This window comes from Mesorhizobium sp. WSM3868 (assembly GCF_002294785.1).
GTDB lineage: Bacteria > Pseudomonadota > Alphaproteobacteria > Rhizobiales > Rhizobiaceae > Mesorhizobium.
Window position 1 is genome coordinate 22441 of the sequence record NZ_NSGB01000029.1, and the last position, 13995, is coordinate 36435.

General features: G+C 65.7%; 10 protein-coding genes. 8 read left to right on the forward strand and 2 right to left on the reverse strand.

The window, feature by feature from the left end:
• Nucleotides 1-166: 166 nt before the first annotated feature.
• Nucleotides 167-1411, reverse strand: a complete 1245-nt coding sequence (locus tag CK221_RS28560) for an ATP-binding protein (protein WP_095780142.1) — start codon at nucleotides 1409-1411, stop codon at nucleotides 167-169.
• Nucleotides 1408-2133, reverse strand: coding sequence for a response regulator (locus CK221_RS28565; RefSeq protein WP_095780143.1), 726 nt, complete (start codon nucleotides 2131-2133; stop codon nucleotides 1408-1410). Before CK221_RS28565 ends, CK221_RS28560 begins: the two co-directional genes overlap by 4 nt.
• A gap of 213 nt (nucleotides 2134-2346) precedes the next feature.
• On the opposite strand from CK221_RS28565, the gene CK221_RS28570 reads away from it, so the two are divergent.
• From CK221_RS28570 to CK221_RS30485, 8 genes are all read left to right on the forward strand, one after another.
• Nucleotides 2347-3030, forward strand: a complete 684-nt coding sequence (locus tag CK221_RS28570) for a hypothetical protein (protein ID WP_095780151.1) — start codon at nucleotides 2347-2349, stop codon at nucleotides 3028-3030.
• Nucleotides 3031-3150: 120 nt separating this feature from the next.
• Nucleotides 3151-3336: a hypothetical protein gene (locus CK221_RS28575; RefSeq protein WP_245430771.1), complete on the forward strand. Its 186-nt coding sequence runs from the start codon at nucleotides 3151-3153 to the stop codon at nucleotides 3334-3336.
• Nucleotides 3329-4468, forward strand: a complete 1140-nt coding sequence (locus CK221_RS28580; protein WP_179295222.1) for an efflux RND transporter periplasmic adaptor subunit — start codon at nucleotides 3329-3331, stop codon at nucleotides 4466-4468. The genes CK221_RS28575 and CK221_RS28580 overlap by 8 nt, the downstream gene beginning before the upstream one ends.
• Nucleotides 4465-7611, forward strand: coding sequence for an efflux RND transporter permease subunit (locus CK221_RS28585; RefSeq protein ID WP_210200046.1), 3147 nt, complete (start codon nucleotides 4465-4467; stop codon nucleotides 7609-7611). The genes CK221_RS28580 and CK221_RS28585 overlap by 4 nt, the downstream gene beginning before the upstream one ends.
• Complete coding sequence (locus tag CK221_RS28590) at nucleotides 7595-8887, forward strand: efflux RND transporter periplasmic adaptor subunit (protein ID WP_095780145.1); 1293 nt, start codon at nucleotides 7595-7597, stop codon at nucleotides 8885-8887. Before CK221_RS28585 ends, CK221_RS28590 begins: the two co-directional genes overlap by 17 nt.
• A 4-nt stretch (nucleotides 8888-8891) precedes the next feature.
• The gene (locus CK221_RS28595; RefSeq protein ID WP_095780146.1) at nucleotides 8892-12035 is read left to right on the forward strand and encodes an efflux RND transporter permease subunit; all 3144 of its coding nucleotides are present in this window, start codon (nucleotides 8892-8894) and stop codon (nucleotides 12033-12035) included.
• 12 nt (nucleotides 12036-12047) lie between these two features.
• On the forward strand, nucleotides 12048-13547 hold the full coding sequence (locus tag CK221_RS28600; RefSeq protein WP_095780147.1) for an efflux transporter outer membrane subunit: 1500 nt from the start codon (nucleotides 12048-12050) through the stop codon (nucleotides 13545-13547).
• Between the two features lie 32 nt (nucleotides 13548-13579).
• Nucleotides 13580-13807, forward strand: coding sequence for a hypothetical protein (locus CK221_RS30485; protein ID WP_176478034.1), 228 nt, complete (start codon nucleotides 13580-13582; stop codon nucleotides 13805-13807).
• The last annotated feature ends 188 nt before the right edge of the window (nucleotides 13808-13995 follow it).

The following is a 13995-nucleotide window of genomic DNA, read 5'->3' on the forward strand; positions in this document are numbered from 1 at the left end:
GTTCTTGCACAGATAGGCTCGCCAGCTCTGCCACCGCCGGCGCGCGCGAGACCGGGCTGGAACGTGGCGCGTAAGTCGCGCCTTTTCCCTGTCGACAGATCGAGCCCTGGGATGACGTGACATCATAGGTTTATCGAGGGAGCCGATGGTACCGTTGGCTCGTGTTCTACTCCCGGGAAAAGATGATCGTCTGCACCAGCCCGCCCCCCTGCCTGTTCTCAAGCCTTATCGATCCGCCATAACGCTCGATGATCTCCTTAGCGATCGCAAGCCCAAGTCCTGCGCCGGGAATGAACTGCATGCGCGCCGGGTCGACCCGGAAGAACGGCTCGAAGGCTTTGTTCAAGAGGTCCGGCGGAATGCCGGGGCCGCGGTCGGCGATGGTGAGAACCGCTCGGTTGCCTTGCCCGGATAGCGAGACCGTGCAGTTCTTGCCATGCGTGGCGGCGTTGACGATCAGGTTGCGCAGCGCCCGGCGCAAGCCAAGCGCGCCGGCTTTGACCGACACATGGTCGAGATGGTCGATCGTCACCGCATGACCGAGCGAGACCATCTCGACTTCGATATCGCGAACCAGCGTGTCCAGGGCCACCGGCTCAACCGCGTCCTGGTTGACCTCCTCGCGCACCAAGCGGATGGCGCTGTCGGCGATCCGGTCAAGCTCGTCGAGGTCGCTCAGCCACTTCTCGCGGTCCTCTTCGAGGAACTCGGCGCGGAGCCGCATCCTAGTCATTGGGGTCCTGAGATCGTGGCCGGCGGCGGCCACCAGCCGCATGCGGCTTTCCATCGCCGTTCTCAATCTTGCCGACAGTTCGTTGAGCGCATGGGCGGTGGCCCTCACCTCAACCGGGCCTTTTTCCGGCAAGGTCGCCAGCACCCCGTCCGAGCCGATCTTGCTGACGGCGGCTTCGAGCATTTCGAGCGGCCGCACCAGCACGCCGGTGAAATAGATCGACACCGGCGTCGCGCCGAGCACGATCAGCGCCATCCAGCCGGCGAAAACATACCAGACATCGCGCGGCGGGCCCAAGTCGGGGACAGTGACGATCATAAAGCGATGATCGGGCAACGCGACAGAGGCGACCATCCCAGGTTGCCCGGCATTGCGGCTGACGACGGCCGGAACATCGAGGCCGTTCTGGCGCAGCATGTCGTTCAGCACTCGCGTGTGCTTGCGGTCCTCGAAACCCGGCGCCGGACGATCGCTGATCGTCACCGGCGCATCGCCGCTGCCCGGCACATGGCCGGGAACCAGCTGCACCATGTACTGTATCTGGTGCGCCAGCGGCCCCATGGTCAGCTCCGGCGACGGCCCACCGAGCACCTTGACGGCGACGAAGGTGGCAAGCCCGACCACGCCCAGGATCGAAACGACCAGAAGGATGATCAGCCGCCGGCGCAGCGAGGTCATGCCCCGGTCTCCGCCGTTTCGACGCGCGCGGTCAGTTGATAGCCACCATTGCGCACGGTCTTGAACAGGTTCTCCTCGCCCGCCTCGGCGAACTTCCGGCGCAGCCGGCTCATCAGCACGTCGACGGACCGGTCGAGCGGCTCGCGCTCGCGCCCTTGCGTCAGATCGAGCAGCTGGTCGCGCGACAAAAGCCGCCCCGGCCGGTCGAGAAAGACCTGCAGCAGGTCGAACTCGGCGCCGGTCAGATCGATCAGGGCTCCGTCGGCGTTCATCACACTGCGCGTGTCCGGCTCCAGCCGGTAACCGGCGAAATGATAGACGCGAACCTTGGGCGGGGCGACTTCGTCCGGCGCCGAGCGCCTGAGCACCGCCCGGATGCGAGCCGTAAGCTCGCGCGGATTGAACGGCTTGCCGAGGTAGTCGTCGGCGCCGAGCTCCAGCCCGATGATGCGGTCGACATCCTCCTTCAGCGCGGTCAGCAGGATGACCGGGATATGCGGCTTCCGGTCCCGCAGGCTCCGGCAGATGTCGAGACCGGAGCCGTCAGGCAGCATGACGTCGAGCACGATGAGGTCGAACTGGCCGGAGCCAAGCTTGTGCTCGCATTCGCGCCGGTCCGCCGCCACTGAGACACGAAATCCCTGTGCGTCGAGATAGCGCCCAAGCAGCGTCCTGATCTCGCGGTCGTCGTCGACGACGAGGATGTGGGATTGTGTCTGCATTCTTCGCCCGCTTGCCTTTTCGTCCCTGATTATAGGGAGCGACGCCGCCAAGCGGCACGGAAAATTGCAACGGAACGTTTCCGCAAAGCCGTTGGAAACATTCGGAAACAAATCTCCTTTTTCCGGAAACCTTCGGCAATGCCGCGACGCGAAGGGGCAAAAGACGCCTCCTATCCTCCAGCCATCCGAAGCACGCAAGCAAAGGATCACGTCATGCGAAGCAAACTCTTGGCGCTCGGCCTGTTTTCGGTCGCGGCCATCCATCCCGTGCTGGCCGCTCAGCCCGATCCCGGCGCCGCACCGGGCGACGAGCCGCCGGCCATCAATCAGAAGGACGACACGGGCCCGGGGCCGATGTCCTGGCCTCGCCCGCCTGGGCCGATGCGGCACGGGCCGCAAGCGCCGGAAGGCTTCGGCTTCCGCCGCATGGGACCGCCGCCGCCGGAAATGCTTGCCGCCCGGCTCTCGGCCCTCGAGACCCGCATCGGCATCCGGTCCGGGCAGCTCGATGCCTGGCGCGACTATACCAGCGCGCTGCAGGCGGTGCTGGCGCCTCCGCGGTTCGACCGTGGCCCCGGCGCTCCCGGCGGTCCCGAGGCGGGCGGGCCGGATTCCCCCGGCGGCCCCGGCCAGGCGCAACGCGATCCCTTCGCCTTCCAGGAGCGCCTGGCCGACGAGGTCACCAAACGCGCGGCTTCGGCCGCCAAGCTGAAGGATGCGATCGCCGTGCTGCGCACCAAGCTGACGCCCGAACAGCTCGAAATCCTCGCTTCGGCGGATCGGCCGCACGGCCCGCCCCCCGGTCCATGGGGCAATCCGCCGGACGACGCAGCCGGCCCCGGAGGTCCGCACGGACAGCTTCAGCCACCCCTACCCCGGAATGGCGAGCAACTCTGACCGTCTGCGCCGGCCGGTCCGCTGATCCACCCGTTCACGGGCCGGCCGGTTCTCTTGCGAATTGGCGGACGCGTCCGCGCGACCGCCGTCTTGGAGCGCATGATGATGTGGGAAGCCCTGATGATGCTGCGGCTGCTTACCTCGCGGGGCTCGCCCTTGCCGATCGGCTCCGGCGCCGGTGCCAGGCAACAGATCCTGTCGAAGCAGGCGCTGAAAGGGGCGATCCGGTTGAGCTGCGCCGCCTACCGCCTGCCGCTTCCGATCTCGTCTTCAAGCACTGAAAATCATGACCGCAAAATTGCGTAAAAGACATCTTCTTCTGGCGGCCTTGCTGGTCGCGCTGGCCGCCGTCGCAGCGCTCAAGGCTTATGGCCGCGCCACGCCCGAGCCGGCGGCGCAGACGCCTGCGCCGGCAGCGACGCTCACCGTTTCGGTGGAGAAGGTGGTCCCCCAGACGGTGACATCGTCGGTCAGCGCAACCGGCACGGTGGCTGCATGGCAGGAAGCGACGATCGGCGCCGAAGAAAGCGGCCTGCGCCTGACCGAGGTTCTGGTGGCCGAGGGCGATCATGTGAAGGCCGGCGATGTCGTCGCGCGGTTGGACGACTTGCTGCTCAAGGCACAGCTCGCCGAGCAGAAGGCAGCCGTCGAGCAAGCTCAGGCAACCCTCGATTCGGCGCTGTCGGCCGCCGCGCGAGCCAACAAGCTGCTCGCCAGCAACGCCGTCAGCGTTGAAACCGCCGAGGACAAGGCGACCGCCGTCAAGACCGGCAAGGCCGGGGTCGATCAGGCCCAAGCCGCGGCCGAGCGGCTACAGGCCCAACTCGATAGGACGACGATCCGTGCCCCGTTCGACGGCATCGTCTCCAGCAAGCCGGCTGTGACAGGCTCCATCGTCCAGGCCGGTACCGAGCTGATGAAGATCGTCCGCGACGGCAGGCTGGAGGTCGGCGTCCTTGTCCCTGAAAAGGTCCTGACGGCAATCTCGGCCGGTCAGCCGGCGAACATCGTCGATGCATCCGGCCGCGCTTTTTCCGGCAGCGTTTCCCAGGTAGCCGAGACGGTCAACGCGACCACCCGGCTCGGCACCGTCTATGTCGCCGTCGGCGACGGCTCGGGCCTTAAGCCCGGCATGTTCGCCCGCGTCACGATCGAGACGGCTGCGTCCCGGCAGCTGAGTGTCGCCGAAAGGGCCTTGGTCTGGCATGCCGGCAAACCGGCTGTGTTCGTCGTCGGCGATGACGGCAAGGTCACCGAGCGTCCAGTCGTCACGGGCACGCGCCAGAACGGCCGCGTCGCCATCGAAAGCGGCTTGTCGGAAGGCGACCGCGTCGTCGTCGCCGGCGCCGGCTTCCTCAACGACGGCAATCTGGTGCGTGTCGCCGACGACGAGACTAAGGCGGCCGATGCCGCAAGCGCGGCGGAGCCGGCGCAATGAACGCCATCTCCTCCTGGTCGATCCGCAATCCGGTTCCGACCATCGTGCTGTTCTTGTCGCTCAGCGTTGCCGGCGTCTACGGCTTCATGCATCTGCGCACCAACAACATGCCCGACATCGACTTGCCGACCGTCACCGTCACGGTGGCGCAGCCGGGAGCGGCGCCGAGCGAAATGGAAGTCCAGGTGGCGCGCGTCATCGAGAACGCGGTCGCGACCCTCGAAGGCGTCGACGACGTGTCGACCTCGATCAGCGAGGGCTCTTCCGTCACCACGGTCGAATTCACCCTTGGCACCGATCCCGAGACTGCCACCAATGATGTCCGCAACGCCGTCTCCGGCGTGCAGTCCAGCCTGCCGGCCGCGGCCCAGACGCCGGTCGTGGCGAAGGTCAACGCCACGGGCAATTCGGTGCTCACCTTCGTCGTCGAGGCGCCGACCATGTCGCCCGATGCGCTGAGCTGGTACATCGACAATGACGTCGCCAAGGTCCTGCTCGGTGTCGACGGCGTCTCCAAGATCACCCGTTCCGGCGGCGTCGACCGCGTCATCCGCGTCGAGCTCGACCCCGACCGGCTTGCGGCTCTCGGCATCAGCGCCGGCGATGTCAGCCAGACGCTCGCCTCCAACAACGTCAACCAGCCGGGCGGCCGCGCCAATATCGGCGGCCAGGAGCAGTCGGTGCGCACGCTCGCCAGCGCAACGACCGTCGAGGCGCTGGCCGACACACGCATCGCGCTGAGCGGCGCCGGCGGCGTCAAGCTCTCCGACCTCGGCACTGTCGTCGACAGCTGGCAAAAGCCGCGCCAGGCCGCCTATCTCGACGGCAGGCAGGTCGTCGCCTTCAATGTCTACAGGTCGGTCGGCTCGAGCGAGATCGACGTGGTCAAGGCCGCCCGTGCCGCGATCGCCGAAATGGGCGCCAAGACCACGCAGGCAAGATTCACCGAGATCACCTCCTCGTCCGGCTTCGTCCAGGAAAGCTACGACGCCGCCTTCGAAGCCTTGTGGCTCGGCGCGCTGCTCGCCATCGGCGTGGTCTGGCTGTTCCTGCGCGACATCAGGGCGACGCTGGTCTCGGCGGTGGCGATGCCGCTGTCGCTGATCCCGACCTTCGCGGTGATGGCGGCCTTCGACATCTCGCTCAACAACATCACGCTGCTGGCGCTTTCGCTGGTCGTCGGCGTCCTTGTCGACGATGCCATCGTCGAGATCGAGAACATCGTGCGCCATATGCGCCAGACTGGCATCAGCGCCTACCAGGCGGCAATCGAAGCGGCGGACGAGATCGGCCTCGCCGTTGTGGCGACCACCGCGACCATCGTCGCCGTGTTCCTGCCCGTTGCCTTCATGCCCGGCATTCCCGGCAAATTCTTCTTCTCCTTCGCCGTCGCCGTCTGCGTTTCGGTGCTGTTTTCGCTCTTGGTGGCGCGCATGCTCACCCCACTGATGGGCGCCTATCTGGTGCGCGCCGGCGGCCATGACGAGGACGATTTGCCTGCCTGGGTGCCGACGTATCTGTGGCTGCTGCGCAACGCGCTCGATTACCGCTGGATCACATTGCTGGCCGGTATTGCCTTCTTCGCCGGTTCGATGCTGCTGGCGACCCGGCTGCCGACCGAGTTCATGGCGGCGGCCGACCGCGGCCGCTCGATGATCTCGGTCGAGTTGCAGCCCGGCTCGACCATCGAGCAGACCACGGCGGTGGTGCAGGACATCACCAGGCGGCTAGAGAAGGAGCCGGCCGTCGACAGCGTGTTTGCCACGATCGGCACGGCTGCTTCTTCGGGCGGCGGTCCCAACCAAAGCTCGAGCTCGGCCGAAGTGCGCACCGCGACCGTCACGGTCAACCTCAGGCCGCGCGGTGAGCGGAGGATGAGCCAGCAGCAGTTCGAGGCCGAGGCCTCGCCTCGGCTCAACGACATCCCCGGCGCCCGCATTCAGTTCGGCGCCGACGGCTTCGCCGGCGCCAAGGTGTCGATCACGCTGGTCGGCGACGATGGCGCGGCCCTGGAGAGGGCGAGCAACGCGCTGATCGACGGCATGAAATCGGTTCGCGGGCTAATCAATCCGACCTCGACCGCGGCCACCACCAAGCCTGAGCTGATCGTGCGGCCCGACAGCGCCAAGGCGGCCGAGCTTGGCGTCACGCCGACCGAGATCGCCGCGACGGTGAAGATCGCCACCATCGGCGACACCGACACCAGCCTGGCGAAATTCAATCTCGGCGACCGTCAGGTGTCGATCGTCGTCACCGTGCCCGACGGCGCCATTGATGATCCGGCGAAGCTCGCCATGCTGCCGCTGACCGGCAGCAGGGGCACGGTGCCGCTCGGCGCCGTCGCCGATATCGGCTTCAACGCCGGCCCCAACAGCATCACCCGTGTCGAGAGAAGCCGCAGCGCCACGGTCGAGGCCGATCTTTCCGGCCTGACGCTCGGCCAGGCGACCACCGCCATTCGCGCGCTGCCGATCATGAAAAGCCTGCCTGCCGGCGTGCATGAGCTTGCGCGCGGCGATGCCCAACGCATGCAGGAGCTGTTTTCCGGCTTCGCCACCGCAATCGCCGCCGGCATCATCCTGATGTACCTGACGCTGGTGCTGCTCTTCCGCAGCTTCGTGCAGCCGGTGACCATCCTGGTCGCGTTGCCGCTGTCGGTCGGCGGCGCGCTTGGTTTCCTGCTCATTACCGGCAAGGCGCTCGGCATCTCACCGTTGATCGGCATACTGATGCTGATGGGCATCGCGGCCAAGAACTCGATCCTGCTCGTCGAGTATGCTCTCGTCGCCGAGAAGGAGCACGGCATGAGCCGCTTCGAGGCGCTGCTCGACGCTGCCCGCAAGCGAGCTCGCCCCATCGTCATGACATCGATCGCCATGGGCGCCGGCATGCTGCCGATCGCGCTCGGCATCGGCGCCGACGCCGAGACGCGTGCGCCGATGGCGATCGCCGTCATCGGCGGGCTCCTCTCCTCGACCGTGCTCAGCCTCGTCTATGTGCCGGTCGTCTATACCTTCATGGACGACATCCAGCGGTTCCTTGCCCGTCACCTCCGCAAGCTGTTGGTCGAAGCGCCCGGCGCTACCGATCAGGCAAGCGCCGCAACCCCAGTGAAAGAAACTGTCAATGCATATCCAGCCTAATCGTTCTCTTTCGCTGGCGCGGCCGCGCCGCCTGTCTGCCTGGGCAGGAACGCTTTGTGCCGCGCTGTTGCTTGCAGCCTGCTCGCAGGAGAAGAGCCAGGTGCCCGCCGGCATGGGAGGCGCCGGCAGGCCTGAGGTCGGCGTCGTCACCCTGCATCCGCAATCGGTCGCGATCACCGCCGAGCTGCCGGGCCGGACCGCTGCCTCGCTAGTGGCCGAGGTACGCCCGCAGGTCGACGGCATCATCCGGCAGCGGCTGTTCCAGGAAGGCGCCGAGGTGGTGGCGGGGCAGCCGCTCTACGTCATCGACCCGGCGAGCTATCAGGCCGCCTATGACAGCGCCGTCGCGACGCAGCAGAAGGCTGAAGCCGCGGTGCCCACCGCCCAGGCCAAGTTCGACCGCTATGCCGGGCTGCTGAAGCAGAACGTCGTCTCGAAGCAGGATTACGATGATGCCGCCGCGACGCTGGCGCAGGCGCAGGCCGACGTCGCAGCCGCCAAGGCCAGCGTCGAAACCGCCAAGATCAGCCTCGATCGCACCTCGATCACCGCGCCGATCGCCGGGCGCATCGACAAATCCTCGCTGACGCCGGGCGCGCTGGTCACCGCCAACCAGGAAACGGTGCTGACCACCATTCGCTCGCTCGATCCGATCAATGTCGATGTCACGCAGTCCAGCACCAACCTGCTCAATCTGCGCCAGGCGATCAACGAAGGCCGGCTGAAATTCAGCGGGACCAATGTCAGCGTCAAGCTGAAGCTCGACAACGGCACCATCTACGCGCAGAACGGCAAGCTGGAGTTCGCCGGCGCCAATGTCGACCAGTCGACCGGCACCTTCGCGCTCAGAGCCCAGTTCCCCAATCCCGACCGCCTGCTGCTGCCTGGCATGTATGTGCGCGCCATCGTTGAGGAAGGCGTCGCCCAAAACAGCTTCCTGGTGCCGCAGCGGGGCGTCACCCGCGACCCCAAGGGCCAGGCGGCGGCCATGGTCGTCAATGCCCAGGGCAAGGTCGAGCAGCGCGTGCTCAGCGTGCGCAACGGCGTCGGCAACAACTGGCTGGTGGATTCGGGCGTCGGCGACGGCGACCGCGTCATCGTCGAGGGCCTGCAGCTGGTGCGCGCCGGAGGCGACGCGACAGCGGTCGAAGTGACGATCGACGAAACGACCGGCGAGATCAAGGACCGCAAGCAGAGCTCCGCCTCGGCGACCGCCACCGGCGGCAATGCCGCCGGTGCCGCCAAGCAGCCGGCCTCTGGCGCAACCGGGAACTGAAGCGATGTCGGGATTCTTCATCAACCGGCCGATCTTCGCCTGGGTGATCGCCATCGTGATCATGCTGGGCGGCCTCTTGGCGCTGCAGTCGCTGCCGATCTCGCAATACCCGCAGATCGCTCCCACCACCGTCAACATCAGCGCCACCTACCCCGGCGCCGACGCCCAGACCGTCGAGAACTCGGTGACCAAGGTCATCGAACAGGGCATGACCGGTATCGACAATCTCGACTATATGACGGCGACGTCGACCTCGACCGGACAGGCCTCGATCACGCTGACCTTCACCAGCGGCGCCAACGCGGACACCGCCCAGGTGCAGACGCAGAACAAGCTGCAGCTGGTGCAGTCGCAGCTGCCGCAGGTCGTCCAGAACAACGGCATCACCGTCTCCAAATCCTCGACCGGCTTCCTGATGGTCATCGGCTTCGTCTCCAGCGACGGCAAGATGAACTCGACCGACCTCGCGGACTATGTCGACTCAACCGTCAACGACACGCTGAAGCGTGTCGAAGGCGTCGGCTCGACGCAGCTTTTCGGCTCCGGCTATGCCATGCGCATCTGGCTCAACCCGGACAAACTAGCGCAATACGCGCTGATGCCGAGCGATGTCGCCACGGCCGTCGAGGCGCAGAACACGCAGGTCTCGGCCGGCCAGCTCGGCGGGCTCCCGGCGCGCAAGGGCCAACAGCTCAACGCCACGGTGACGGCGAAGAGCCGGCTGCAGACCGCCGAGCAGTTCCGCAACATCATCCTGAAGAGCAATACCGACGGCTCGCTGGTGCGGCTGAACGATGTTGCCAAGGTCGAGATCGGCGCCGAAAGCTACACCACCCAAGCCCATTACAACGGCAAGCCGGCCGCCGGCGTCGCCATCAGCCTGGCGACCGGCGCGAACGCGATCAGCACGGCGGAAGCTGTACGCACGACGATCAATCGCCTGAGCTCGACCTTCCCGCAAGGCGTCGAGGTTGTTTACCCGTATGACACTTCACCCTTCGTGCGGCTTTCGATCGAGGAAGTGGTGAAGACGCTCGCCGAAGCGATCGTGCTGGTGTTCCTGGTGATGTTGCTTTTCCTGCAGAACCTGCGCGCCACCATCGTTCCGACGATCGCCGTGCCGGTGGTGCTGCTCGGCACATTCGGCGTGCTCTCCTTCTTCGGCTATTCGATCAACACGCTCACCATGTTCGCCATGGTTTTGGCCATCGGCCTGCTCGTCGACGACGCCATCGTCGTGGTCGAGAATGTCGAGCGCGTCATGCACGAGGAAGGCCTGCCGCCGAAGGAGGCTACGCGCAAATCGATGAACGAGATCACCGGCGCGCTGATCGGCATCGCCACCGTGCTGTCGGCCGTGTTCGTGCCGATGGCCTTCTTCGGCGGATCCACCGGCATCATCTACCGGCAGTTCTCGGTCACCATCGTCTCGGCGATGGTGCTCTCGGTGCTGGTGGCACTGGTGCTGACGCCGGCGCTCTGCGCCACCATCCTGCGCCCGGCCAAGGACCATGCGACGCAAAGGGGTCCGTTCGGCTGGTTCAACCGCATGTTCGATCGCAGCACCATCGCCTACCGCGACGGCTCGCACGGCATCATCAACCGTTCCTGGCGCTTCCTTGCCGTGTTCCTCGCCATCGTCGTTGCCATGGGCTGGATGTTCGCCCGTCTGCCGAGCTCGTTCCTGCCGGATGAGGATCAGGGCATCCTGATCACCAGCGCTTCACTGCCGGCCGGCGCGACGCAGGACCGCACCCAGCGCGTGCTGGCTCAGGTGACCGACCACTATCTCAACGAGGAGAAGGACGCGGTCGAAGGCGTGTTCACGGCTTCCGGCTTCGGCTTCGGCGGCTCCGGGCAGAATGTCGGCATCGCCTTCGTGCGGATGAAGGATTTCGACCAGCGCAAGACCAAGGCTCTTTCCGTGTCTGCGGTCGCCGGCCGCGCCATGGCCGCCTTCTCCAAGATCAGGGATGCCCAAGTCTTCGCCCTCGCCCCACCGGCAATCCAGGGTTTCGGCAACACCAACGGCTTCGATTTCTACCTCCAGGATGTCAATGGCGCCGGCCATGAGGCGTTGATCCAGACGCGCAACCAGTTGCTCGGCTTGGCCGGGAAGAGCACGCTGCTCGCCAACACACGCCCCAACGGCCAGGAGGACCAGCCGCAATTTTCGGTCGATATCGACCAGGAAAAGGCCAGCGCGCTGGGCATCAGCCTCGCCGACATCAACAACACGCTGTCGAGCGCCTGGGGCAGCGACTACGTCAACGACTTTATCGATCGGGGACGGGTCAAGCCGGTCTATCTGCAGTCGGACGCGGATTTCCGTATGCAACCGGAAGATCTCGACAAATGGCAGGTCCGCAACTCCAGCGGCGCCATGGTGCCGTTCTCGGCCTTCGCCTCCAGCCACTGGACCTACGGATCGCCCCGCCTCGAACGCTACAACGGCTCGGCGGCGGTCGAGATCCAGGGCGCCGCGGCCGCCGGCCAAAGCTCAGGCGCGGCGATGGACGAGATCGACAGGCTGGTCGCGCAACTGCCCGCCGGATATTCGCATGAATGGACCGGCCTGTCGCATCAGGAGAAGCTTTCCGGCAACCAGGCGATGTCGCTCTACGCGATTTCGGCGCTGGTCGTGTTCCTGTGCCTTGCCGCGCTTTACGAAAGCTGGTCGATCCCCTTCGCGGTGATGCTGTCGGTGCCGATCGGCATCTTCGGTGCGCTGGCGGCGGCCACCCTCTTTGGCCAGACCAACGACGTCTATTTCAAGGTCGGCCTGCTCACCACGATCGGCCTTGCCTCGAAGAACGCCATCCTCATCGTCGAGTTCGCCATCGACCGGCAATCGGCAGGCATGGGCCTGGTCGAAGCAACGCTCGAAGCGGCGCGACAGCGCCTGAGGCCCATCCTGATGACGTCGCTGGCCTTCATCCTCGGCGTCACACCTCTGGCGATCGCCAGCGGCGCGGGCTCGGGCGCGCAGAACTCGGTCGGCATCGGCGTGATGGGCGGCATGATCGCGGCGACCGTGATCGGCGTCTTCCTGGTGCCGCTTCTCTTCGTCACGGTGCGCCGCATCTTCAAGGGCAAGGCGACCAAGCAGGATACGGACGGGACCCCAGCCACAGCCACTCAAGAATAGAGGTTTCTTTCCATGCCAGGTTTTGAACGCGGTCTCGCGACCGCGAAGGGGCTTCTTTTGCCCGCGTTTGCCGCTGCCCTGCTCTCGGGATGCGTCGTCGGTCCGGATTACCAAAAGTCTCTTCTCGCAATGCCAGCGAGTTGGAGCGGGCAGAAGGCGGTGAAGCCGGCTAAGCCGGCGCAGCTATCGCAATGGTGGCAGCGCCTGCGCGATCCCGAGTTGAACGCGCTCGTGGAGGAAGCGGTCGCCGGCAATCTCGATGTCGCGACCGCCAAGGCCAAAATCCGCGAGGCGCGGGCAAGCTACCGCCAGTCGGTCGGCAAGTTGCTACCATCCGCCGAGGGTTCGGCCTCGGCCACCCGCAATAGGACCGCAGCAACCAGCTCGGCCACGGCGACCAGCACAACCTATGACCAGTACCAGGCAGGCTTCGATGCCAGCTGGGAACTCGACCTCTTTGGCGCGAACCGCCGCGGCGTCGAGGCCGCCAGCTATGGCGTCGACGCTTCCGAGGAAAGCCTGCGCTCGACCCTACTGACCTTGGTCGGCGATGTCGCCTCCAACTATATCCAGGCGCGCGGCTATCAGACCCGCGTCGCGCTGGCCCGGCGCTCGGCTGCGTCACAAAGGCAGACCGCCGAGCTTACCCGCACGATGGCCCTGGCCGGCACCGCGACGGCGGCAGATGTCGCCAAGGCCATGGGACAGGCAAGCAGCACGGAAGCGGAGATTCCGACGCTGGAAGCAAGCTACGCCGAAGCCGTGCACCGGCTTTCGGTGCTGACTGGCCGGCCGCCGGCGGCCCTTACCGAGCGGCTGAAGCGCACCAAGCCGATTCCAGCGCCCCGCCTGCCGATCCCGACCGGCATCCCGGCCGACATCCTGCTCACCCGTCCGGACGTGCGCATGGCTGAGCGGCAGTATGCGCAGTCCACCGCCAAGATCGGCCAGGCCGAGGCGGCGCGCTATCCGAGCGTCAGCCTGACCGGCGACATCAGCACCACATCCCTCAAGCTCGGCGATCTCGGCAAGAACTCCACCATCGGCTGGTCGTTCGGTCCGGCGCTCAGCGTGCCGCTGTTTAACGGCGGCCAGTTGCGGGCGGCCGTCGACGTCGCCAAAGCCCAGCGCGACCAGTACTTCATTGCATACAAGGCCGCCGTGCTGACCGCGCTGGAAGACGTGGAGAACTCAACGGTTTCACTATCGCAGGAGCGCATCAGAAACGGCAGGCTCGCCTCTTCCGCGAAATCCTATGGCGAAGCCGCGAGGCTGGAAAGGACGCTCTACAAGGCGGGCGAGACGAGCCTTCTCGATGTGCTGGATGCCGAGCGATCGGCCTACTCAGCCGACGACACTCTGCTCCAAAGCCGAGTGTCGATCGCCACCGACTATATAGCATTGAACAAGGCGCTCGGCGGCGGCTGGGACGGCGTCGTCGACAGCACGACACCAGAGATCATCGATGTCACGACTGGGCCACGCTTCGCGTCAAGAGCCGTGGCGCAGTGAACAAGATGCACGGTCAATCAGAGCAGAGAGAAATGACCGACGACGCCTCGAAAGATGCAATTTTGGAACTCATGGCAGACGTGATTTCCGCATATGTTTCGAACAACGTTGTTCCGGCGAAAACGGTCGGTACGAATAGCTGGATCGGAGGGTATCGCGGACCAGAAGCTTCGCCGCGTCGCGAAATGGCGAGCGCCTGCCTTAATCGGGCTGCGGCAGATATCGTCCAAGTCGCAGGCCTACCGAGTATGGTCTCATGATCCTTGCACGTAATGGCGCCACCGTGGATTGTCTAGCGCGACCCCCAATCAGATGTCGGCTTATAGGCAACTGCAGTCAACATCGTTGCGGCCGAGATGCGGCGCACAGCAGCCGAACTGGTTCCTTTCGCCGTGACTCAGATGTGCGTCCCGCGGCGTAACTCCCGGTGGTCGTACGTGCAGACATT